The organism is Rhizobium sp. SEMIA4064 (assembly GCF_003025035.1).
In the GTDB taxonomy this organism is placed as follows: domain Bacteria; phylum Pseudomonadota; class Alphaproteobacteria; order Rhizobiales; family Rhizobiaceae; genus Rhizobium; species Rhizobium paranaense.
On record NZ_PYJN01000019.1, the window covers coordinates 428,543 to 451,414 of the forward strand.

At 60.4% G+C, this 22,872-nt stretch carries 16 protein-coding genes; 11 read left to right on the plus strand and 5 right to left on the minus strand.

Features of this window, described 5'->3' with window-relative positions; translation table 11 throughout:
* Window positions 1–72 precede the first annotated feature (72 nt).
* The 7 genes from C9E91_RS15805 to C9E91_RS15835 all read left to right on the plus strand — a co-directional run bounded on the left by C9E91_RS15805 (window position 73) and on the right by C9E91_RS15835 (window position 11,935).
* Window positions 73–2,535 (plus strand): glycogen/starch/alpha-glucan phosphorylase, encoded by a 2,463-nt coding sequence (locus tag C9E91_RS15805; RefSeq protein WP_107109215.1) that lies wholly within the window; start codon window positions 73–75, stop codon window positions 2,533–2,535.
* Window positions 2,532–4,739 (plus strand): 1,4-alpha-glucan branching protein GlgB, encoded by a 2,208-nt coding sequence (gene glgB, locus C9E91_RS15810; RefSeq protein WP_107109216.1) that lies wholly within the window; start codon window positions 2,532–2,534, stop codon window positions 4,737–4,739. Before C9E91_RS15805 ends, glgB begins: the two co-directional genes overlap by 4 nt.
* A gap of 26 nt (window positions 4,740–4,765) precedes the next feature.
* Window positions 4,766–6,028 carry a glucose-1-phosphate adenylyltransferase gene (glgC, locus tag C9E91_RS15815; protein WP_107109217.1) on the plus strand — a complete coding sequence of 421 codons (1,263 nt, stop codon included), beginning with the start codon at window positions 4,766–4,768 and terminating at the stop codon, window positions 6,026–6,028.
* 3 nt (window positions 6,029–6,031) lie between these two features.
* Window positions 6,032–7,474, plus strand: a complete 1,443-nt coding sequence (gene glgA / locus C9E91_RS15820; RefSeq protein WP_107109218.1) for a glycogen synthase GlgA — start codon at window positions 6,032–6,034, stop codon at window positions 7,472–7,474.
* 4 nt (window positions 7,475–7,478) lie between these two features.
* The gene (locus C9E91_RS15825; protein WP_107109219.1) at window positions 7,479–9,107 is read left to right on the plus strand and encodes an alpha-D-glucose phosphate-specific phosphoglucomutase; all 1,629 of its coding nucleotides are present in this window, start codon (window positions 7,479–7,481) and stop codon (window positions 9,105–9,107) included.
* Window positions 9,108–9,404: 297 nt separating this feature from the next.
* A complete protein-coding gene (gene glgX / locus C9E91_RS15830; RefSeq protein ID WP_107109220.1) occupies window positions 9,405–11,378 on the plus strand; it encodes a glycogen debranching protein GlgX in 1,974 nt (657 codons plus the stop codon).
* 68 nt (window positions 11,379–11,446) lie between these two features.
* On the plus strand, window positions 11,447–11,935 hold the full coding sequence (locus tag C9E91_RS15835; RefSeq protein WP_107109221.1) for a MaoC family dehydratase: 489 nt from the start codon (window positions 11,447–11,449) through the stop codon (window positions 11,933–11,935).
* 488 nt (window positions 11,936–12,423) lie between these two features.
* On the opposite strand, the gene C9E91_RS15845 is transcribed toward C9E91_RS15835, so the two are convergent.
* From C9E91_RS15845 to C9E91_RS15865, 5 genes are read right to left on the minus strand one after another with little or no spacing between them, the layout of a single operon-like run.
* Window positions 12,424–12,972, minus strand: a complete 549-nt coding sequence (locus C9E91_RS15845; RefSeq protein ID WP_107109223.1) for a sarcosine oxidase subunit gamma — start codon at window positions 12,970–12,972, stop codon at window positions 12,424–12,426.
* A complete protein-coding gene (locus C9E91_RS15850; RefSeq protein WP_107109224.1) occupies window positions 12,965–15,961 on the minus strand; it encodes a sarcosine oxidase subunit alpha in 2,997 nt (998 codons plus the stop codon). The genes C9E91_RS15845 and C9E91_RS15850 overlap by 8 nt, the downstream gene beginning before the upstream one ends.
* Window positions 15,958–16,323 (minus strand): sarcosine oxidase subunit delta, encoded by a 366-nt coding sequence (locus C9E91_RS15855; protein WP_107109225.1) that lies wholly within the window; start codon window positions 16,321–16,323, stop codon window positions 15,958–15,960. Before C9E91_RS15855 ends, C9E91_RS15850 begins: the two co-directional genes overlap by 4 nt.
* A 15-nt stretch (window positions 16,324–16,338) precedes the next feature.
* The gene (locus C9E91_RS15860; RefSeq protein ID WP_107109226.1) at window positions 16,339–16,758 is read right to left on the minus strand and encodes a hypothetical protein; all 420 of its coding nucleotides are present in this window, start codon (window positions 16,756–16,758) and stop codon (window positions 16,339–16,341) included.
* A complete protein-coding gene (locus C9E91_RS15865) occupies window positions 16,758–18,011 on the minus strand; it encodes a sarcosine oxidase subunit beta family protein (protein ID WP_107109227.1) in 1,254 nt (417 codons plus the stop codon). The genes C9E91_RS15860 and C9E91_RS15865 overlap by 1 nt, the downstream gene beginning before the upstream one ends.
* Before the next feature lie 423 nt (window positions 18,012–18,434).
* Here C9E91_RS15865 and rpsU point away from each other — a divergent pair, with 423 nt between their 5' ends.
* The 4 genes from rpsU (at window position 18,435) to C9E91_RS15885 (ending at window position 22,795) form a co-directional block, all read left to right on the plus strand.
* Window positions 18,435–18,647, plus strand: coding sequence for a 30S ribosomal protein S21 (gene rpsU / locus C9E91_RS15870; protein WP_003585885.1), 213 nt, complete (start codon window positions 18,435–18,437; stop codon window positions 18,645–18,647).
* 138 nt (window positions 18,648–18,785) lie between these two features.
* Window positions 18,786–19,661 (plus strand): tetratricopeptide repeat protein, encoded by an 876-nt coding sequence (locus C9E91_RS15875; protein ID WP_107109228.1) that lies wholly within the window; start codon window positions 18,786–18,788, stop codon window positions 19,659–19,661.
* A 148-nt stretch (window positions 19,662–19,809) separates the two neighbouring features.
* Window positions 19,810–20,889, plus strand: coding sequence for an NAD(P)/FAD-dependent oxidoreductase (locus tag C9E91_RS15880; protein WP_107109229.1), 1,080 nt, complete (start codon window positions 19,810–19,812; stop codon window positions 20,887–20,889).
* Window positions 20,890–21,133: 244 nt separating this feature from the next.
* A complete protein-coding gene (locus tag C9E91_RS15885; RefSeq protein WP_107109230.1) occupies window positions 21,134–22,795 on the plus strand; it encodes a sensor histidine kinase in 1,662 nt (553 codons plus the stop codon).
* Window positions 22,796–22,872 lie beyond the last annotated feature (77 nt).

The following is a 22,872-nucleotide window of genomic DNA, read 5'->3' on the forward strand; positions in this document are numbered from 1 at the left end:
AAAGGCGATGGCAATTTGATTTATGAGGCGTAACGCCCTGAATATAAATCACAAATGGCGAGACTTGATAGTATGAATAACTTGACCAAGGCCAATCTCCCCGTTCCGGCGCCCCGCAGTTCTCAGCCGGAAATCCTTGCGGAAGAAATCATCGAGCGCTTGACCTATCGCATCGGCAAGGATGCAAAAGTCGCCAAGCCGCACGATTGGCTGACGGCGACGATCCTCGTCATTCGCGACCGCGTCATCGACAAGTGGATGGATTCGACCCGCAAGGTGTATGAGACCGGTGCCAAGCGCGTCTACTATCTATCTCTCGAATTCCTCATCGGCCGCCTGATGCGCGATGCCGTTTCGAACCTCGGCCTGATGGAGGAGATCACCAATGCGCTCTCCTCACTCGGCGTCGACATCCGCGTCATCGCCGGCCTTGAGCCTGACGCAGCGCTCGGCAATGGCGGCCTTGGCCGCCTCGCCGCCTGCTTCATGGAATCCATGGCGACGGTGGATGTGCCGGCCTATGGCTACGGCATTCGTTATGTCCACGGCCTTTTCCGCCAGCAGATGGCCGACGGCTGGCAAGTTGAACTGCCAGAAACCTGGCTTGCCCACGGTAACCCTTGGGAATTCGAGCGTCAGGAAAGCGCCTACGAAATCGGCTTCGGCGGCGCCGTCGAATTCGTCAGCGGCCATGACGACCAGCCGCGCTATGTCTGGAAGCCGGCCGAGCGCGTCATCGCCGCCGCTTTCGATACGCCCGTCGTCGGCTGGCGCGCCAAGCGGGTCAACACGCTGCGCCTTTGGTCGGCACAGCCGATCGACCCGATCCTGCTCGACGCCTTCAACGCCGGCGACCATATCGGCGCACTCCGCGAAAGCAACAAGGCGGAAAGCCTGACCCGCGTTCTTTATCCGGCCGATGCGACGCCCGCCGGCCAGGAACTGCGTCTGCGCCAGGAATTCTTCTTCTCGTCCGCCTCGCTGCAAGACATCCTGCGCCGCCATCTGCAGCAATATGACGATCTGACCAATCTCGCCGACAAGGTCGCAATCCAACTGAACGATACCCATCCGGCCGTCTCCGTCGCCGAAATGATGCGCCTTCTGGTCGATGTTCACGGCCTCGAGTTCGACGCCGCCTGGGATATCACCCGCAACACCTTCGGCTACACCAACCACACGCTTCTCCCCGAAGCGCTGGAAAGCTGGCCGGTGCCGCTGTTCGAACGGCTGCTGCCCCGCCACATGCAGATCGTCTATGCGATCAATGCCAAGATCCTGGTCGAAGCCCGCAAGGCTCGCAATTTCAGCGACGCGGAAATCCGCTCGATCTCGCTGATCGATGAAAACGGCGACCGCCGCCTGCGCATGGGCAATCTCGCCTTCGTCGGCTCGCACTCGATCAACGGCGTCTCGGCGCTCCATACCGATCTGATGAAGGTCACTGTCTTCTCCGACCTTCACAAACTCTATCCTGATCGCATCAACAACAAGACCAACGGCATCACGCCGCGTCGCTGGCTGATGCAATGCAATCCCGGCCTGACCGGTCTCATTCGCGAAACCATCGGCGACGCGTTCCTCGACGATGCGGAGAAGCTGAAGCCGCTCGACCAGTTTGCCCGCGACAGCGCCTTCCAGGAGAAGTTCGCCGCCGTTAAACGCGCCAACAAGGTGCAGCTTTCCAATCTCGTCGCCAGCCGCATGGGCATCAAGCTCGATCCCGATGCAATGTTCGACATCCAGATCAAGCGCATCCACGAATACAAGCGCCAGCTTTTGAATATCATCGAAGCCATCGCGCTCTATGACCAGATTCGCTCGCACCCGGAACTGGACTGGCAGCCGCGCGTAAAGCTCTTCGCCGGGAAGGCGGCGCCGAGCTATCACAACGCCAAGCTGATCATCAAGCTGATCAACGATGTCGCCCGCGTCATCAATCACGACCCTTCGGTGCGCGGCCTGCTGAAGGTCGTCTTCGTGCCGAACTACAACGTTTCGCTTGCCGAGGTCATGGTTCCGGCCGCCGACCTCTCCGAGCAGATTTCGACCGCCGGCATGGAAGCATCCGGCACCGGCAACATGAAGTTCGGCCTCAATGGCGCCCTCACCATCGGCACGCTGGACGGCGCCAACGTCGAAATGCGCGACAATGTCGGCGAAGACAACATTGTCATCTTCGGTCTGAAGGCCGACGAGGTCGCCAATCTGCGCAGCGACGGCCACAATCCCCGCGCCGTCATCGAACGTTCGCGCGAATTGGCGCAGGCGCTTTCGGCCATCGCGTCGGGCGTCTTCTCTCCGGACGATCGCGGCCGTTATGCCGGCCTGATCGACGGCATCTACGCCCATGACTGGTTCATGGTCGCAGCCGATTTCGATGCCTACGCCGCGGCCCAGCGCGAGGTCGATGCCCTCTGGGCCAAGCCCTCCGAGTGGTATGCGAAAACAATCAACAACACCGCTCGGATGGGCTGGTTCTCTTCCGATCGGACGATTCGTCAATACGCCAAGGAAATCTGGAGAGCCGGATGAAAAAGCCGAAAAGACCCGCTGACGGCACCGCCTTGAGGGACATTTCGGCAGACGAGATTGCTGCAATTCTCGCAGGCACACATTCCGATCCATTCGCCGTCCTCGGCGTGCATCGGACGGATGACGGGTTCATCGCCCGTTGCTTCATTCTCGGCGCAGAAGCCGTCACAGCCACCGCGCTGGACGGCTCCGTCATCGGCGAGCTGGATTGTGTCGATCCAGCCGGGTTCTTTTCCGGCAATATCACGGTCACCAAACAACAGCCGGTACGCTATCGCGCCCGGCGCGGCGATGCCGAATGGGCGGTGACTGATCCCTATAGCTTCGGCCCGGTCCTCGGTCCGATGGACGATTACTTCGTCCGCGAGGGCACGCATCTACGCCTGTTCGACAAGTTGGGCGCCCACCCCTTGAAGCACGAGGGCGTGCAGGGCTTTCACTTTGCCGTCTGGGCGCCGAATGCGCAGCGCGTTTCGGTGGTCGGCGACTTCAACGGTTGGGACGGCCGCCGGCATGTCATGCGCTTCCGCTCCGACTCCGGCATCTGGGAAATCTTCGCGCCGGACGTTCCGGCCGGCGTCGCCTACAAGTTCGAAATCCGCGGCCATGACGGCGTGCTCTTGCCACTGAAGGCCGATCCCTTCGCCCGCCGCAGCGAACTCCGGCCGAAGACCGCCTCGGTCACCGCCAACGAAATGACCCAGGTCTGGGAAGACGCGGCACACCACGAACATTGGGCCAGTGTCGACAAGCGCCGCCAGCCGATCTCGATCTACGAGGTGCATGCCGGCTCCTGGCAGCGCCGCGATGATGGCACGATGCTCTCCTGGGACGAGCTTGCCTCGCGCCTCATTCCCTATTGCGTCGACATGGGCTTCACCCATATCGAATTCCTGCCGATCACCGAACACCCCTACGATCCGTCCTGGGGCTATCAGACCACCGGCCTCTACGCGCCGACGGCCCGCTTCGGCGAACCGGAAGGCTTGGCTCGTTTCGTCAACGGCTGTCACAAGGTCGGCATCGGCGTCATCCTCGATTGGGTTCCGGCGCATTTTCCGACCGACGAACACGGCCTGGGCTGGTTCGACGGCACCGCGCTTTACGAGCACGAAGATCCGCGCAAGGGCTTTCATCCAGACTGGAACACGGCGATCTACAATTTCGGCCGCACCGAAGTTCTCGCCTTCCTGCAGAACAACGCGCTCTATTGGGCCGAGAAATTTCATCTCGACGGCGTGCGCGTCGATGCCGTCGCCTCGATGCTCTATCTCGACTATTCCCGCAAGCACGGCGAATGGATTCCGAACGAATATGGCGGCAACGAGAACCTGGAGGCGGTTCGCTTCCTGCAATCGATGAACACCAGGCTCTATGGTTCGCACCCGGGCGTGATGACCATCGCGGAGGAATCGACCTCCTGGCCGAAAGTATCGCAGCCGGTCCACGAAGGCGGCCTCGGCTTCGGCTTCAAGTGGAATATGGGCTTCATGCACGACACGCTGAGCTATCTCGCCCGCGAGCCCGTGCACCGCAGATATCACCATAACGAGCTGACGTTCGGCCTGATCTACGCCTTCTCCGAAAATTTCGTGCTGCCGCTCTCCCATGACGAAGTGGTGCACGGCAAGGGTTCGCTGATCGCCAAGATGGCGGGTGACGACTGGCAGAAATTTGCCAACCTGCGCGCCTACTACGCCTTCATGTGGGGCTATCCCGGCAAGAAGCTGTTGTTCATGGGCCAGGAATTCGCGCAATGGAGCGAGTGGAGCGAAGCCCGTGCACTGGATTGGAATCTCCTGCAATACCGCATGCATGAAGGCATGCGACGCCTCGTGCGTGATCTCAACTTCACCTATCGCAGCAAACCGGCATTGCATGCCCGGGACTGCGAAGGCGAAGGTTTCGAATGGTTGATCGTCGATGACTTCGAGAATTCGGTCTTCGCCTGGCTGCGCAAGGCGCCCGGCGAGAAGCCGGTCGCGGTCATCACCAACTTCACGCCAGTTTATCGTGAGAATTACACCTTGCGCTTGCCAGCAGAGGGGCGGTGGCGCGAGATATTGAATACCGATGCCGACATTTACGGCGGCAGCGGCAAGGGTAATGGCGGGCGTGTACAGGCCGTCAGTGCGGGCGGGGGCATACAAGCGACGATAACGCTACCTCCACTGGCGACGATCATGCTTGAGCCGGAATTCTGAGATCATCACAGACAGGGAGGAATGAAATGGTAGAAAAACGTATCCAGCCATTGGCACGCGACGCCATGGCTTACGTTCTTGCCGGTGGCCGGGGCAGCCGCCTGAAAGAGCTGACCGACCGCCGCGCCAAACCTGCCGTCTATTTCGGTGGCAAGGCTCGTATCATTGATTTCGCGCTGTCCAACGCGCTGAACTCCGGTATCCGCCGCATCGGCGTCGCCACCCAATACAAGGCGCACTCCCTCATTCGCCACCTGCAACGCGGCTGGAACTTCCTGCGCCCGGAGCGTAACGAAAGCTTCGACATTCTGCCGGCCAGCCAGCGCGTTTCCGAAACGCAATGGTACGAAGGCACGGCCGACGCCGTCTATCAGAACATCGACATCATCGAGCCCTACGGTCCGGAATACATGGTCATCCTCGCCGGCGACCATATTTACAAGATGGACTATGAATGGATGCTGCAGCAGCACGTCGATTCCGGCGCGCAGGTCACCATCGGCTGCCTCGAAGTGCCGCGCATGGAGGCTGTCGGCTTCGGCGTCATGCATGTCGACGAAAAGGACCAGATCATCGATTTCGTCGAGAAGCCGGCGGACCCGCCGGGCATTCCCGGCAATCCCGATTTCGCGCTGGCGTCGATGGGCATCTACGTCTTCCACACGAAATTCCTGATCGAGTGCCTGCGCCGCGATGCCGCCGATCCGAATTCCAGTCGCGACTTCGGTAAGGATATCATCCCTTACATCGTCAAGAACGGCAAAGCCGTGGCCCATCGCTTCACGCAATCCTGCGTGCGTTCCGATTTCGAGCGCGAAGCCTACTGGCGCGATGTCGGTACGGTCGACGCCTACTGGCAAGCCAATATCGACCTGACCGCCGTGGTGCCGGAACTCGACATCTACGACAAGTCCTGGCCGATCTGGACCTATGCCGAAATCACGCCGCCAGCCAAATTCGTCCATGACGACGAGGACCGCCGCGGTTCGGCCGTCTCCTCCGTCGTTGCTGGCGACTGCATCATTTCCGGCGCCAGCCTGTCGAACAGCCTGCTGTTTACCGGCGTGCGCGCCAACTCCTATTCCAAGCTGGAAGGGGCCGTGGTGCTGCCGAGCGTCAAGATCGGCCGCCGCGCCCAGCTAAAGAACGTCGTCATCGACCATGGCGTCACCATTCCGGAAGGCCTGGTGGTCGGCGAGGATCCGGAACTGGACGGCAAACGCTTCCGTCGCACGGAAAGCGGTATCTGCCTGATCACCCAGGCGATGATCGACAAGCTGGATATCTGACATATGAAAGTTCTTTCGGTTTCGTCCGAAGTCTTCCCTTTGATCAAGACAGGGGGCTTGGCCGATGTGGCCGGCGCCCTGCCTATCGCACTCAAGCCCTATGGCGTTGAAACGAAGACCCTGATCCCGGGCTATCCCGCGGTCATGAAGGCCATTCGCAATCCGGTGGCCTGCCTCGAATTTTCCGACCTGCTCGGCGAGAAAGCCACGGTCTTCGAAGCCGAGCACGACGGGGTTTCCCTTCTCGTGCTCGACGCCCCGGCCTACTATAATCGCAGCGGCGGCCCCTATGTCGACGCCACCGGCAAGGACTATCCCGACAACTGGCAGCGCTTCGCTGCCTTGTCGCTTGCCGGCGCGGAAATCGCCGCCGGCCTGCTGCCCAATTGGCGGCCGGATCTGGTGCATGTGCATGACTGGCAATCGGCCATGGTGCCGGTCTACATGCGTTACTATCCGACCCCGGAACTGCCGAGCGTACTCACCGTTCACAATATCGCCTTCCAGGGTCAGTTCGGCTCGGATATCTTCCCCGGTCTGCGCCTGCCTCCGCACGCCTTTTCGATGGAAGGTATCGAGTACTATGGCGATGTCGGCTTCCTGAAGGGCGGGCTTCAGACCGCCCATGCGCTCACCACGGTCAGTCCCTCCTATGCGGAGGAAATCCTGACGCCAGAATTCGGCATGGGCCTTGAAGGCGTCATTGCCAGCCGCGCCAACAGCCTGCACGGAATTGTGAACGGCATCGACGACGGTATCTGGAACCCCGAAACCGATCCGATGATTGCGCAGACCTACGGAGCCACGACGCTGAAAGACCGCGCCGCGAACCGCAAGCTCGTGATCGAGCATTTTGGTCTCGACAACGACGACGGACCGATTTTCTGCGTCGTCAGCCGCCTGACCTGGCAGAAGGGCATGGACCTGCTTGCCCGCATTTCCAGCGATATCGTCCGAATGGGCGGCAAGCTCGCAATCCTCGGGGCGGGTGACGCCGCCCTTGAAGGCGCGCTTTTTTCCGCCGCCGGTCGTCATCGCGGCCGCGTCGGTGTTTCCGCCGGCTACAATGAACCGATGTCGCATCTGATGCAGGCTGGCTGCGACGCCATCATCATCCCATCCCGCTTCGAACCCTGTGGCCTCACGCAGCTTTATGGCTTACGTTATGGCTGCCTGCCGATCGTTGCGCGTACGGGTGGCCTCAACGACACCATCATAGATGCCAACCACGCCGCACTGCAGGCAAAAGTCGCGACCGGCATTCAGTTTTCGCCCATCACTGCCGATGGGCTGCTGCAAGCCGTACGCCGCGCCATGCACCTTTTCCAGGATCGAAAGGTCTGGACGCAGATGCAAAAGCAGGGCATGAAATCCGACGTATCCTGGGGCAAGAGCGCAGAACGCTATGCAGCCCTCTACTCCAGCCTTGTCTCGAGAGGCGCTTAATCAAATGATTAAAACCATTCCCACCAAACCCTATGCGGATCAGAAGCCTGGCACATCAGGCCTCCGGAAGAAAGTTCCCGTATTTCAACAGCCGAACTACGCTGAGAACTTCATCCAGTCGATTTTCGATTCGCTTGAAGGCTACCACGGCAAGTGCCTGGTCATCGGCGGCGATGGCCGTTTCTACAATCGCGAAGTCATTCAGAAGGCCATCAAGATGGCCGCCGCCAATGGCTTCGGCAAAGTGATGGTCGGCAAGGGCGGTATTCTTTCCACGCCTGCCGCCTCGAACATCATCCGCAAATACAAGGCATTCGGCGGCATCGTGCTGTCGGCCAGCCACAATCCCGGCGGCCCGACCGAAGATTTCGGCATCAAGTACAATATCGGCAATGGCGGCCCCGCGCCGGAAAAAATCACCGACGCGATCTATGAGCGCACCAAGGTCATCGAAAACTACAAAATCGCCGATTTCGCCGACATCAATCTCGATCGCATCGGCCGCGAAGACGTCGGCGGCATGATCGTTTCGGTCATCGACCCGGTCGAAGACTATGCCGCGCTGATGGAAGAGCTGTTCGATTTCGGCGCCATCCGCAACCTTATCAGCCTCGGCTTCCGCCTCTGCTTCGACGCGATGAGCGCGGTCACCGGCCCCTATGCCAAGGAAATCTTCGAAATCCGTCTCGGCGCGCCGGGCGGTTCGGTCCGCAATTTCCTGCCGCTGCCGGATTTCGGCGGCCATCACCCCGATCCGAATCTCGTCTATTGCAAAGAACTCTATGACGAGATGATGGGCGATGATGCGCCCGATTTCGGCGCTGCATCCGATGGCGACGGCGACCGCAACCTAATTATCGGCAAGGGCATCTACGTCACCCCGTCGGACAGCCTGGCGATCCTGGCCGCCAACGCCAATCTGGCGCCGGGCTATTCGCACGGCATCGCCGGCATCGCCCGCTCCATGCCGACCAGCGGCGCTGCCGACCGAGTCGCGGAAAAGCGCGGCATCGGCATCTACGAGACGCCGACCGGTTGGAAATTCTTCGGCAATCTGCTCGATGCCGGCATGGCAACGATCTGCGGCGAGGAAAGCTCCGGCACGGGTTCCAACCACGTCCGCGAAAAGGACGGTCTCTGGGCCGTGCTGCTCTGGCTCAACATCCTCGCTGTGCGTGGCGAAAGTGTTGTCGATATCGTCACCCAGCATTGGGCGACCTACGGCCGCAACTATTATTCGCGCCATGACTACGAAGGCGTCGATACCGATGCCGCCAACGGCCTGATCGACGCCCTGCGCGAAAAGCTGCCGACCCTGCCGGGCACGAAGTTCGGCGATCTCACCGTTTCCGCCGCCGACGACTTTGCCTATCACGATCCGATCGACAAATCGGTCAGCCAGCATCAGGGCATCCGCATCCTGTTCGAAGGCGGCTCCCGCGTCGTCTTCCGCCTGTCCGGCACCGGCACGACGGGCGCCACCCTGCGCGTCTACATCGAGCGCTACGAGCCGGATTCGACCCGCCATAACATCGAGACCCAGGAAGCGCTTGCCGACCTCATCGCCGCCGCCCAGGATATCGCCGATATCAAGGGCCGTACCGGCCGTGATGCACCGACGGTGATTACCTGAGTTTTAGGTTTAAGCCCCTTCGCCCCGCAAATGCGGGGAGAAGGTGGCCAGGAGTTGCCGAACGAAGTGAAGCGGCGACTGGTCGGATGAGGGGCCTTCTCGAAATTCACCGTGAATTTGCCGAACGCACCGCCCCTCACCCGAGCCCTCTCCCCGCCCTTCGATGAACTCAGGAGCGGGGAGAGGGGACGCTAGAGCGGTCAGCGCTCTATCCTATTGTTTCTACGCAATTCCGGACGGAAAACCGCTGCGCACTTTTCCTGGAATTGCTCTAGCTGTCCAGAAAGCCCGCGAGACATGTCCGAGCCGACAACCCGCCGCCTTGGTGCAACTCTCACCGACTGGGGCGTCGAATTTATTGTCGCGTCCAAACATGCCGAGCGCATAGAACTCTGCCTGTTCGACGGCGAGGGCCAAAAGGAAATCGCACGTCTGCCGCTCTCCCGCGACGGCGATACGCATCGTCTATTTGTGAAGGACGCCAAAGAGGGCACACGCTACGGCTTTCGCGCCCACGGTTCATACGATCCGGATCAGGGCCTGTGGTTCGATCCATCGAAGCTGCTTGTCGATCCCTATGCCAAGGAAATCGACCGGCCCTTTCATTACGATCCACGCCTGGGCGCGTTCGGCGAAGACACGCAGGATCTGATGCCGAAGGCGATCGTCTCGCGCGATATAGCGGTGAAGCCCGCCAAGCCATTGTTCAAGCCGGGCGGCCTGATCTACGAGATCGCCGTCAAGCCTTTCACCATGCTGCATCCGGACGTGCCGGCAGAACAGCGCGGCACACTGGCCGCCCTCGCCCATCCTGCCGTCATCGCCCATCTCAAGCGACTGCATGTCGACGCCGTCGAGCTGATGCCGATCACCGCATGGATCGACGAACGGCACCTGCCGCCGCTCGGCCTCACCAATGGCTGGGGCTACAATCCCGTCGCTTTCATGGCGCTCGACCCTCGTTTGGCGCCCGGCGGTGTCAGAGAATTGCGCGAGACGGTGGCAGCGCTGCACGCCGAGGGCATCGCCGTCATCCTCGATCTCGTCTTCAACCACACCGGCGAAAGCGACCGCCAAGGCTCGACGCTGTCATTGCGCGGCCTCGATAATCCGATCTATCTCCGCCATGACCCGAACCAGCCCGGTGTGCTGATCAACGACACCGGCACGGGCAATACGGTGGCTTGCGATCAGCCCGCGGTACGCCAGCTCATCATCGACAGCCTGCGTCATTTCGTGCTCCACGCCGGCATCGACGGCTTCCGTTTCGACCTTGCCACCGTCCTCGGCCGCACCGCCAAGGGTTTCGATCCCGAAAGCCTGACGCTGCGGTCCCTCTTCGCCGATGACGTCCTTCAGGATCGCGTCATGATTGCCGAACCCTGGGATATCGGCCCCGGCGGCTATCAGCTCGGCAATTTTCCAGCTCCCTTTCTCGAATGGAACGATCGCGCCCGTGACGATCTGCGCTGCTTCTGGCGCGGCGATCACAACAAGATCGGCGATATCGCCACCATCCTCGCCGGCTCGTCCTCCCTTTTCGGCCGCAACGGCCGCACCCAGACCCGCAGCGTCAACTTCCTCGCCGCCCATGACGGCTTTACGCTGATGGATATCGTCTCCTACGGACACAAGCACAATGAGGCGAACGGCGAAAACAATCGCGACGGCCACAACGAAAACTTCTCCTGGAACAATGGCGTCGAGGGCAAGACGGACGATCCCACCATCCTCGGCAAACGCCGCACCGACATCGAAGCGCTGCTGTCGACGCTGTTTGCCACACGCGGCACGGTCATGCTGACTGCTGGCGACGAGGGCGGGCGCACCCAGCGCGGCAACAACAATGCCTATTGCCAGGACAACGACATTACCTGGATGGACTGGGCGACACTGGACGAAGAGCTGATTGGCCATACCGCCTGGCTTGCGAGCCTCCGCCGCCGCTTTACCGCCTTCAGCGAGATGGAGTTTTTCAACGGCAAAGGTGATGTCCTCTGGTTTTCCGCGGGAGGCACGGCAATGACGGTGCCCGATTGGGAGACGCCGGATGCCCGCCTGCTCGGAATGGCAATCGGGACGCAAGATCGCGATAGCGGCAAGAAGACCCGTCTCGCCGTGCTGCTGAACCGCGCGAACGAAGAACAACACGTCAAGCTGCCAGCCTCAGGCAAAGCTGGCTGGTCGCTGCTGAACCCGAAGGAAACGGTGACGATCCAAGACGAGATCACCGTGCCGGCGCGTTCGGTCTGCTTCCTCATCGAAAACTGAGCCCGTTGACTTTCCGGTTTTATTCGCCAGAAAGATCGCAAGAAGCAGCAAAGCCCGACGAGGATGGAATGGCCGGCGATATTTCGCTTGTTGAGATCATGAAGCTGGTCGGAACCGAGATCGGCGTTTCCGACTGGCTCACGGTCGACCAGACGATGATCGACACTTTTGCCGACGCAACGCTCGATCATCAGTTCATCCATGTCGATCCCGAGCGCGCCAAGGCCGAAACGCCCTATGGCGGCACCATCGCCCACGGTTTCCTGACGCTCTCACTGCTTTCAGCAATGAACTACAGCGGCTTGCCTAAGATCCGCGAGCAGACCATGGGCATCAATTACGGCTTCGAGCAGATCCGCTTCATGTCGCCGGTCAAATGCGGCGCACGGGTGCGCGGCCGCTTCAAGCTCGCCGAAACGCGGCTGCGTGGTGCGAGCATGCTGATGCTGACCTATGACGTGACCGTGGAAACTGAAAATGAGCGCAAGCCAGCGCTCACAGCGACATGGACGACCATTTCGCAGTTCGATCCGAAGGATCGGCCGGAAGAGGCTTAGGGATTTTTTGAATCGCGAGACATTTTTCTGAAGAACAGAATGACAAACGCGACCACCGCGCATGAAATATAAAATATGTAGAAACCTAAATCCGGATTTATATACAGAAAGCTTAGAGAAAATTCCTCAGATATAATTTGTTGTATTATACGAAAAACTATCTGCCCCAAACTAAACCACAAACCGAGACGACACATATTGTCTATGCCGATGTACTCACTTTGCATCTGAGGTTGTGAGCCTTCCGGCTGCGCCCCTATTCCGGTCCACGACTTGGAATCGACTTCAAGGCTTTCCTTGTCAGAGCCCATGAACATGACCTTTTATCGCGCAGCGCGATATGCTGATTGAAGGCGAGTGTTGCGAACCAGCCAATACAACCAGTATGCGACAAAGATTGATGGCAAACAAGATCGATTGCCACCAACTATCGGCGTCACGCACCGAGCCTATCTTATGTCAGCTTCGCGCGCGAAGTCCTGTCAAACCTAAAGGGCTGCATCCTCAGCCGCCTCGGCCAACAGACCGAAGGCGTAGTCGGAGAAGGAGCGCCAAACTTCGACGCGGAACGTCTCGTCATCGAGGCGCAGCAGCACGACTTCCGCCTTGCCGAACAGCGTGCGCGAGCAGGCTCCGACTGGGAAAGCCTGCAGCGACAAATCCTGCGGGCACCCACCGGCAAGTGTTGCTTCGGCGCCGGGGCCGGAAACGATGACCGCCGTATTGCGATGGGAGACATCTGCCGCCGAATGCAGAACACCGGCGGAAGCGGCAACGCCGACAAGCTCGGTGCCGCTCTCGTCGATGACCAGCCATTCGTCCGGTCCCAGCCACAGAGCATAGCGACCATCGGAGCGGGCCGACGTCTTCGGCCGGCGCGGCAGGCTGAGGCCGAGCGCTGAAGACAGACCATCGAGCGATTCTGCCGGTGCACGCAGCGAAATACGGCTTGCGGGCGCAGCAGGCGTCAACCGAACTGTGGCGGAGCCGCCATGACGGCCGGCGAGCGGCAGTTTACGGGTTGCGATATCAGCCATTGATCCGGCCTCCTTCCTTGTCAAAGAACACCAGATCCGTCACTTCGACGGCAATCGTCTTATCGGGCATCGGCACGTAAAGCGTCTTGCCCATGCGCTCGCGACCACCGGCAACCAATGCGAAGGCGATCGAGCGGCCAAGATTTTCCGACCAATAGGCCGAAGTGACATGACCGAACATAGTCATCGGCTTCGGCTCATTCGGATCGGCGACGATCTGAGCACCCTCCTCCAGCACCACCTTCGGATCACGAGTGACGAGACCGACGAGCTGTTTGCGGCCTTCCTTCATGAGGTCGATCCGCTTCAGGCCGCGAATGCCGACAAAGTCCGCCTTCTTCTTCGAGACGGCCCAGGAAAGGCCGGCGTCATCGGGCGTCACCGTGCCGTCCGTATCCTGGCCGACGATGATGTAGCCCTTTTCGGCGCGCAGTACGTGCATGGTCTCAGTGCCGTAAGCGCATGCGCCCAACGGCTCTGCCCGCGCCCAGATGGCTTCCAGAACCGACTGTCCGTAATCCGCTGGCACGTTGATTTCGTAGCCGACTTCACCGGTGAAGGAGACGCGGAACAGCCGTGCCGGCACGCCGCAGACCTTGCACTCGGCCACGCTCATATGCGGGAAGGCTTCGTTGGAAAGATCCTGACCTTCGACCAGCGGCTCGACGATTTCACGCGCCTTCGGCCCCTGTATGGCAATAACGGCCCATTGCTCTGTCGTGGACGTCAGCCATACCTTCAGATGCGGGAATTCCGTCTGCAGATAGTCTTCCATGTGTTGCAGCACACGCGGCGCACCGCCGGTCGTGGTGGTCACATGGAACCGGTCCTCCGCCAAACGCCCGACGACGCCGTCGTCATAAACAAAACCGTCCTCGCGGGTCATGATGCCGTAGCGGCAGCGACCGGGCTTCAGCGTGTCCCAGGCATTGGTGTAGAGCAGGTTCAGGAACTGAGCCGCATCCGGCCCGACCACTTCGATCTTGCCGAGCGTCGAGGCGTCGAACACGCCGGCCACTTCACGCGCCGTTTTGCATTCGCGATCGACGGCCTGGTGCATCGTTTCACCGGCGCGCGGGTAGAACCAGGCGCGCTTCCAGTTGCCGACATCCTCGAAAATGGCGCCATGTGCCTCTTCCCAGGCATGCATCGGCGTCTTGCGCGCGGGGTCGAACAGCGATCCGCGCGAATGGCTGATCAACGTGCCGTAGGTCACCGGCGTATAGGGCGCGCGGAAGGTGGTGAGACCGACCTGCGGGATATCCTTGCCGAGCATTTCCGCGGCAATCGCCAGGCCATGCATGTTGGAGAGCTTGCCCTGATCGGACGCCATGCCATTGGTGGTGAAGCGCTTGATGTGCTCGATCGAGTGCATGCCCTCGCGCACGGCGAGGCGGATGTCCTTTGCACAGACATCGTGCTGGAAATCGACGAAAGCCTTGGCATTGGTGTCAGGCCCGGCACCTTCTGCCGCGCCGATCATGCCGCCGGTCCATTCGAAAGCCTGTTCGGCGTGCAGCAGGATCTTGTTCCCCTCGCCACCCGCGCCCGCAGCCCGCGCCATCAATTCGCCGGCAGCAAGCGATTCCTCGATCGCCGCCTGCAGTCCGTCCGTGCCATTGCAAGCACCGACGGAAAGACAATCCTGAACATAGGTGCCGGGCAGGAAACGCTGCTTCTCGGCATCGAATTTCAGCTTGCCGCGCGACTGCGAGAACAGATGCACGGAGGGCGTCCAACCGGCAGAAACGAGCAGCGCGTCGATCGCGATCTTGCGCGAACCCCTGCTGCCACTGCGCGCCACCGTCATCGAAGCGACGCGGAGCTTGCCGGAGGTGTCGATAACGGCATAGTCGGTCAGCACCTCGATGCCGAGCTGCTTTGCTTCCGCAAGCACGGCCTCGCCCGGACGCGCACGGCTGTCGACGATCGCAGCGACGGAGACGCCGGCGCGCTTCAGGTCGAAGGCAGCCTCGTAGGCCGAGTCATGCGCCGTGTAGACGCCGATCTTGGCGCCGACGGTAACACCGTAATGATTGAGATAGGTGCGCGCCGCCGATGCCAGCATGATGCCCGGACGGTCATTGTTCGGGAACACCATATGTCGCTCGATCGCACCCGTCGCCATGATGACGCGCTTGGCGCGGACCTGCCACAGACGCTCGCGCGGCAACTTGCGGCCAGGCTTTGCGAGATGATCGGTGACACGCTCGGCAAGACCGATGAAATTGTGGTTGTAATAGCCGAAAGCCGTCGTGCGGGTCAGCACTTCCACATTGTCCATCGACTGGAGCTTGGCGACGACATCCTGGGCCCAGACATAGCCCTCGACACCATCGATCTTGACGCTGGCGTCAAAGCGCAGCGAGCCGCCCGCTTCCGCCTGTTCGTCGCAGAGGATGACCTTGGCGCCTGTCTCTGCTGCCGCAAGTGCTGCCGAAAGACCGGCAATGCCGGCGCCGACCACCAGCACGTCGCAATGGGCATAGCGGCTGGCATAATGATCCGGATCTTCCTCCGTCGGCGCCACGCCGAGACCGGCCGCGCGGCGAATGAAGGGCTCGTAAATATGCTTCCAGGCCGCCTTCGGCCACATGAAGGTCTTGTAGTAGAAGCCCGCGGCGAAGAAGGGCGACATGAGATTGTTGACGCCGCCGATATCGAAGGCGAGAGACGGCCAACGATTCTGCGACTGCACCTTCATGCCGTCGAAGACTTCCTGGACGCTGGCGCGCACGTTGGGCTGGCGGCGGGCCGAATCGCGGGAGATGTCGAGCAACGCGTTGGGCTCTTCCGCGCCGGCCGACAGGATGCCGCGCGGACGGTGATACTTGAACGAGCGGCCAACGAGATGAATGCCGTTGGCAAGCAGCGCCGAGGCGACGGTATCGCCCTCGAGCGCCGTGTAGCTTTTGCCGTCAAAGGTGAAGCGAGCGGTTCTGGCCGGCGTCAGACGGCCCTTGCCCGCAATACGGTTGGCGCCGCTCATTTCGCGAATCCCTCTTCTTGTGGTGTTTGTTCTTGTACATTTTGGTCTTGCGCCACCGGCTCAGGGGCTGCGGGCAGCAGCGTCGAAATATCGGGCTTCGGCTCGCCCGCCTTGTAACTCCGGTAAAAGCGGTCGCTCACCGTGTCGCGCGCAGCGTTGAAGAAGCGGCCGCAGCCATGGATATGCCGCCAGCGCTCGAAGATCAGACCCTTCGGATTGTCGCGCAGGAAGAAATATTCCTCGAACTCCTCATCCGAGATCCCGGCAATATTGGCCGGCCGCACAATATGCGCATCGCCGGCGTTGCGGAATTCGAGTTCCGAACGCTCTTCCTCGCAATAGGGGCAGTAAATCAGCAACATCGTTTTCTACCTGTGTTAAAGCTCGGAGCCCGAAAGGCTTGTGCCGGGAGGCTGTGCGCAGAGCTGCCGTCCCATGGTGACGAAAGGTGTTATGCGCTTCAGCAGCGCGTCCAGCGATCCGTAGGGTTTCAGCACGTTGGTCATTCCCAGATTGACCAGGCTCATGCCCAGCAGATCCGTATCAAGCGCGAAAGCCCGCGTTGCCTCCGGTTTCTGCTCCGGCACGAAATAAACGGCCGGCTTGTTCAGCACCTTGGCACAGGCAAGCACGCCACTTTCAGCCATGAAGGGCCAATCGGCCTCATCCTTCGCCTTGTGGATCACCTGCATACGAAAATCCTTGGCCCCTGGAACGAGATCGTTGACTGCGGTCACAATCGTTCCTGCCGGCAGTGAAAGCCCTGCCGCAAGAAAAATCCCGACCGCCGTCGGCATCAGTGCGCCACGGCGGCGGCTGCCGCCTCGTCGATCAAACGACCGGTGCGGAAGCGTTCCAGATTCAGCCCAGCATTGAACTTGTGCGGCTCATCGCGGGCAATCAGGTGGGCGAAGAGATTGGCAGAGCCCGGCGTCGCCTTGAAGCCACCCGTACCCCAGCCGCAATTGACATAGAGCCCCGGCACCGGCGTCTTCGATTGGATCGCCGAACGGTCCGGCGTGTTGTCGACGATGCCGCCCCAGGAGCGCATCATCTTGACGCGGCGGAACATCGGGAACAGCTCGCAGATCGCATCCAGCGTGTGGGTGATGATCTGCAGGCCGCCGGTCTGGCTATAGGAATTGTACTGGTCCGTGCCCGCGCCGATGACGAGTTCGCCCTTGTCGGACTGCGAAATATAGGCATGCACCGTGTTCGACATGACGACGCAGGGGAAAATCGGTTTCAGCGGTTCGGAGACGAGCGCCTGCAGCGGGCTCGACTGCAGCGGCACGCGTACACCGGCCATCTGCATGACAACCGTGGTGTGGCCAGCCGCCGAAACGCCGATCTTCTTGGCGCCGATGAAGCCGCGCGTCGTGTCGACGCCGGTCACCCGGCCATCTGGCCCGCGCTGGATACCAGTCACTTCGCAATTCTGGATGATGTGCACGCCGCGATCCGAGGCCGCGCGGGCAAATCCCCAGGCAACCGCATCGTGACGGGCCGTACCGCCGCGGCGCTGCAGCGCAGCACCATTGATCGGGTAGCGCGCCGTCTTCGAAATATCGAGCGGCGGACAGTAAGCCTTGGCCTGCTCCGGCGTCAGCCATTCATTGTCGATGCCATAGAGCCGGTTGGCATTGATATGCCGCTTGAAGGACTGCTGGTCGTGGATATTGTGCGACAGCATCATCACGCCGCGCGGCGAATACATGACATTGTAATTGAGATCCTGAGAAAGCCCCTCCCAGAGCTTCATCGAATGCTCGTAAATGTGCATGCTCTCTTCGTAGAGATAGTTCGAGCGGATGATGGTCGTGTTACGACCGGTGTTGCCACCGCCAAGCCAACCCTTTTCAAGAACTGCAATATTGGTGATGCCATGTTCCTTGGCAAGGTAATAGGCCGCGCCCAGGCCATGACCGCCGGCGCCGATGATGATGACGTCATACTCCTTGCGCGGCTCCGGCGAACTCCACTGGGCCTCCCACCCCTTGTGAGCCCGCATTGCTTCCCGTGCCACGGCAAAGACCGAGTATTTACGCATTCGCCCTCAACTCCTTCAGGGATCAAGCCCTTTTAATGGGACATACAAATCGCAAATCAAAAACCGACGCAACGGCTCTTTTGCGACGCAATCAGGACCGCCTTTCGACACGGTTAAAAAGAATAGTGAAACAGGTCGCCGCATTCCATTTGATTCTTGGGTTGGCGCTCAGCCCGCTTGTGGTGCCAGGGAACAAACCACTATGATCCGGACATAAGCATGTCGGAGACGCCGCCGCCGGCTCAATTCACGCTCGACAACGGCTTTTTCCTCCGTAAACTCACGATCCGGCTAGACTTTGACAAACCGATCTGCTATCTCGCCTTACCAATCGCAAGGCTGCGGCCGCGCGAACGTTATTGTTTTGCCTCTTGGCGCTGCAGTTGCCGCTGGCATCAACCAAACCAAAGGAACGTGATTCTCGTGCAGGTACTTGTCCGCGATAACAATGTCGATCAGGCTCTCCGCGCTCTCAAGAAGAAGATGCAGCGCGAAGGTATTTTCCGCGAAATGAAGATGCGCGACTATTACGAAAAGCCGTCGCAGAAGCGTGCTCGCGAGAAGGCAGAAGCTGTTCGCCGTGTTCGCAAGCTGGCGCGCAAGCGTGCACAGCGCGAAGGTCTGGTCGCACGCTAATCGTCGTTTTTTCGACGTTTTCAGATGCATGTCTGGCGGGGGCGAGTCGTTTCGCCGCCGCCTTTTTGATTTATTGTCCGGGCAAACGGAATTAATCAAAACAGCCTGATATAACGCATGGGGAAAGCGAACCCGATAATGGCAATCACGACGTCCAAACAGTTCCGCTCTTCGAAACTGTCTTTTTTTGTTTCGAAGCGCGCCGCTGCTGTGCCCGCTTTGGCTCTTCTCGCTGCAATCGGCCTTTCCGGCTGCCAGACCGCCTCCACCGATACGGTGATCCGCATCGACAAGGCGCAGGGCTCTTCGGAAAACATTGCGTCGCTGACCTCGGTCATCAATGCCAATCCGCAGGATCCGGAAGGCTATAACGTCCGCGGCACGGCCTATGGCCGCGGCGGCGAATTCAGTCGAGCCCTGGCAGACTTCAACCAGGCTATCCAGATCAATCCGAAGTTCTATCAGGCCTATGCCAACCGCGCGCTCATCTATCGCAACATGGGCAAGCTACCGGAAGCAGTCGCTGATTATAATGCCGCGCTGCAGATCAATTCCAATTATGACGTCGCCTATATCGGCCGCGGCAATCTCTATCGTCAGTCCGGCCGCGACAACGACGCGTTCAACGATTACTCCAAGGCGATCAGCCTCGGCACGACGGATGGCCGCGCCTATAACGGCCGCGGCGTGATCTATCAGAAGCGTAATCAGCAGGATAAGGCGATCGACGACTTCTCCAAGGCAATCTCGCTCTCGCCGAATTCGCCCGAGCCCTATAACAGCCGCGGTATCTCCTATCTCGCGCAGAACGACGACGACAACGCCTTCGCCGATTTCAACCACGCGATCGACCTCAACAACAAGGTCGCCGAATCCTGGGCCAACCAGGCCTTCGTTTATGAGCGTCGTGGCGACAAGGCCAAGGCCCGCCGTTCCTATCAGCATGCCGTCAACCTCGATCCGAGCTACCAGCCGGCCAAAGATGGTCTGGCGCGCGTCGGGGCGGGCGCCTAAAATAGTTGCAGGAAAAGCGCATGGCGCTTTTTCTGCCACAACTGCCAGAGAACAACAGTGGGCCGCCGCGCGATCATCCGTCCGGCGGCTTTTCTTTGCGCTGTTGAACGCATAGTCTCCCTCCGACCTTATCGGACGAGAGACGCGCATGCCTCCTCCTCAGAAAATCATCGTCGTCGGCGCCGGCATCATCGGCGCTTCCATCGCCTGGCATTTGGCGCGCAAGGGCGCATCCGTCACGGTGATCGCGGCAAATGCCGGCGGCGAGGCGACGCCGCGTTCTTTCGCCTGGATCAATGCCAGTTGGGGCAATCCCGAATTCTATTTCCATTTCCGTCGCCGCTCGATGGCGGAATGGTCGCGGCTGGCGGCTGACGTTCCCGGCCTGCCGCTTTCCTGGTGCGGCGGGCTCTGCTGGGATCTGCCGGAAGCCGAATTGGAGGCCTATGCCACGCGGCAGGGCGGTTGGGGCTATGGTCTGCGGCGAGTCGATCGCGAAACAAGCGCCGCTCTCGAACCCAATCTCGCCAATCCGCCTGCGTTTGCGCTGCATGTCGCCGAAGAAGGCGCCGTCGAGCCGGTTGCCGCCGCCAATTTGCTGTTGGAGGATGCCGCCCGCCACGGTGCGACGCTGTCCTATGGCGCAGAGGTTAGGCGGCTCTTACGGGAGAACGGCAGGATCATCGGCGTTGAAACGGCCAATGGAGCGCTGCTTGCCGATCATGTCGTTCTTGCTGCCGGCGGCGGCACGGCAGCACTCGCTGCATCCGTCGGCATCGATGTGCCAGTCGAAACGCCGCCGGGCCTGATCGTTCATTCCCGTCCCGTTCCGCGATTGCTGAATGGCCTCGTCCTAGCGTCAGAGTTGCATATGCGCCAGACGATGGAAGGCCGGATCATTGCCGGCAGCGATTTCGGCGGTACCGATCCAGGCGACGAACCGCAAAAGGCCGCCGACGAACTTTTTGCCAAGGTCAAAGCCATGCTGCGCGGCGGCGACAAGCTCGAACTCGATTTTTATACGGTCGGCTATCGGCCGACCCCGAAAGACGGTTTCCCGATCATCGGCGGAGTCGATGCCGCGCCGGGCCTTTATCTCGCCGTCCTGCATTCCGGCGTGACGCTGGCGCCGCTTGTCGGCTCGCTTGCGGCGGCGGAGATTGTCGACGGGAATCTCAACCCTGAGCTTGCGCCATTCCGCCTGTCCCGATTTGCGGCGACAGGCTAATGACTCGTACATCCTAACCTCAAACCGATGCCGCTCACCTCCAAAGTGTCTGGTATCATTTACGATTTAACGACGGTGACTTTTCATATGTTGCAACGCAATTTACCGAGCCCTAACATGGCCCTTTCGAGAGCATGCTGCTCGGGTAAAAGCATGGGGGCGCTCGACATGGTGATCAAGACCAATATTCCCGCGTGGGTGGACGCTTTTTATTCCTATGGTGATCCGATCGGTTGATCGCACTATGAATAAGCCGCGTTTCCCGAAGGCTTCGATTGGGGCTTACCTGATCGCCATAGCACTGGCGATTGCTTTGCCGATTCTGGCTTTCGTGGCATTGCTGCTGGTCCAGCTCGAAAGCAACGAGCGCGATGTGCTGAAGCGCGATACGGTTCAGGACGCCCAGGCACTGGCGCGTACCATCGACCGGCAATTGCAGGACATGGCGACGACCCTGCGACTGCTCTCCTCCTCGCCGGAGCTGGAACGCAACGATATCGCCACCTTCTTCGACCGGACAGAGACGGTGCTGCGCACCGATTCGCTTTTCGTCCTGCTTCTGGACAAGGACGGTCAGATGCGGCTGAACACGCGCTGGCCGCTCAGCAAGCCGCTCGGCAAGACTGGCAATATGGCCGCCTTGCAATCGGCCCTCGATTCAGGCCGCATCGAGGCTTCGGACGTCTTTATCGGATCGGTCATCCATCGCTGGGTCTACAACGTCACCCTGCCGCTCTATCATTCTCCGGCCGGTGCGGCCCTGGCCATGACACAGGATGCCGATGAACTCGCCAAACTCGTGACGACCGATGCCCTCGCGCCGGGCTGGTCGGCTGCGGTCATCGACAGTTCCGGCCATATCGTTGCCGCCAGCGGCCCCGCCAATCATTCCCCTGGCGATCCATTCAACAAGGATATCCTGGCGAAACTAATTGCCTCAAGCGGCGTCTATCAGGATGAGAAAGTCCTGCCGCACTCGCTGCTCGGCTATGCACAAATTCCCGGCTGGTCGTGGAAGGCCGTTGTCTGGGGGCCGATTGCCCCGGCGCAGGCTTCGCTGATGAGCACCTGGCGCTTCCTGATCTATGGTGGCGTCACGCTTCTGTTGATCGCGCTGATTGCGGTCTATGCACTGGCCCGTCAAGTGCGCACCACCATCCAGGATATCGCCGATATGGCAGACCGCATGGGCCGGGGCGAGATCGTTTCGCCGATCGAAACCAGTGTCATCGAGGCCAATCAGATGGCCATCGCGCTTTCCAACGCATCCTTCGATCGCAGCGAAACCGAGGACCGGCTGCATTTCGTCATGCATGAACTTGTTCATCGCACCAAGAACCTGCTGGCACTCGCCCAGGCGATGACCCGTCAGCTCGCCCGGCAAACCGACAGCGTCGACACCTTTCAACGCGCGGTCGCCGACCGGCTGGAAGGGCTGGCGCGCTCGATCGAAGTCCTGACCAGCGAACAATGGTCCGGCGTGTCGCTACGGCGGGTGATCGACATTCATCTGGCCACCTTCCTCCAGGGGCCGCAACAACTCGATATCAAGGGCAGGGATTTCCTGCTCAAGCCGGAAGCCGTGCAGAATCTCGGCCTGATCCTGCACGAGCTGGCGACGAATTCGGTGAAATACGGCGCGCTCTCCGCTCCCGAAGGAAAAATCACCATCGAATGGACGACCGCAGACGGCGAGATCGGACAAATGATCCGGCTCACCTGGACGGAAAGCGGCGGCCCGATCGTCAAGACGCCGTCAATTACGGGCTTCGGCACGACCGTCACCAAGGCGCATGCGGCCGCTGCCTTCAGCGGCAGCGTCGAGATCGACTTCCGTTCGACAGGCCTCATCTGGGTGCTGAACGCACTGCGCAGCACCATGGAGCGCGAACGAGAGCGGGCATAGCCCACAGCCCCTTCCGGAACATTTCAACCACAGGAGCCGTTCCAGTTTCATCATTGGTCAATCCAAAGGAGAACGAC